The sequence below is a fragment of the Litoribacterium kuwaitense genome, assembly GCF_011058155.1.
In the GTDB taxonomy this organism is placed as follows: domain Bacteria; phylum Bacillota; class Bacilli; order Bacillales; family DSM-28697; genus Litoribacterium; species Litoribacterium kuwaitense.
Map to the genome: position 1 here is coordinate 1 of NZ_JAALFC010000138.1, position 383 is coordinate 383.

The following is a 383-nucleotide window of genomic DNA, read 5'->3' on the forward strand; positions in this document are numbered from 1 at the left end:
CTCATTACCGGCATTACCGAGATCGACAAGCAGACCCAGCTCTTAGCGTTAAACGCTTCGATCGAAGCCGCCAGGGCCGGCGAGCATGGAAAAGGCTTCGCCGTCGTCGCCGAAGAAGTGAAAATGCTGTCCGTGCAGTCGCAGGAATTTTCCGCCCGCATCGTTCAAATTGTCCATGACATTCAAAACGTCACAACCGCCGCCTCGACGTCGATGACCGACGGTGTGAAAAATGTACATGAAACATCCGCCATGCTCAACGAAGCGGGGACGGTCTTCCAGCAAATGATGCAAGCATTCCATACGATCGCCGACCAGATTATGGACGTATCAAGTGCGTCCGAAGAAATGTCTGCCGGTACCGAAGAAGTGACCGCCTCGAT

At 53.8% G+C, this 383-nt stretch carries 1 protein-coding gene; it reads left to right on the forward strand.

The genetic code is table 11. From position 1 onward, the window contains the following. Positions 1-383, forward strand: a 383-nt coding sequence (locus G4V62_RS19390) for a methyl-accepting chemotaxis protein (RefSeq protein WP_246218545.1), incomplete at both ends; no start/stop codon positions are given.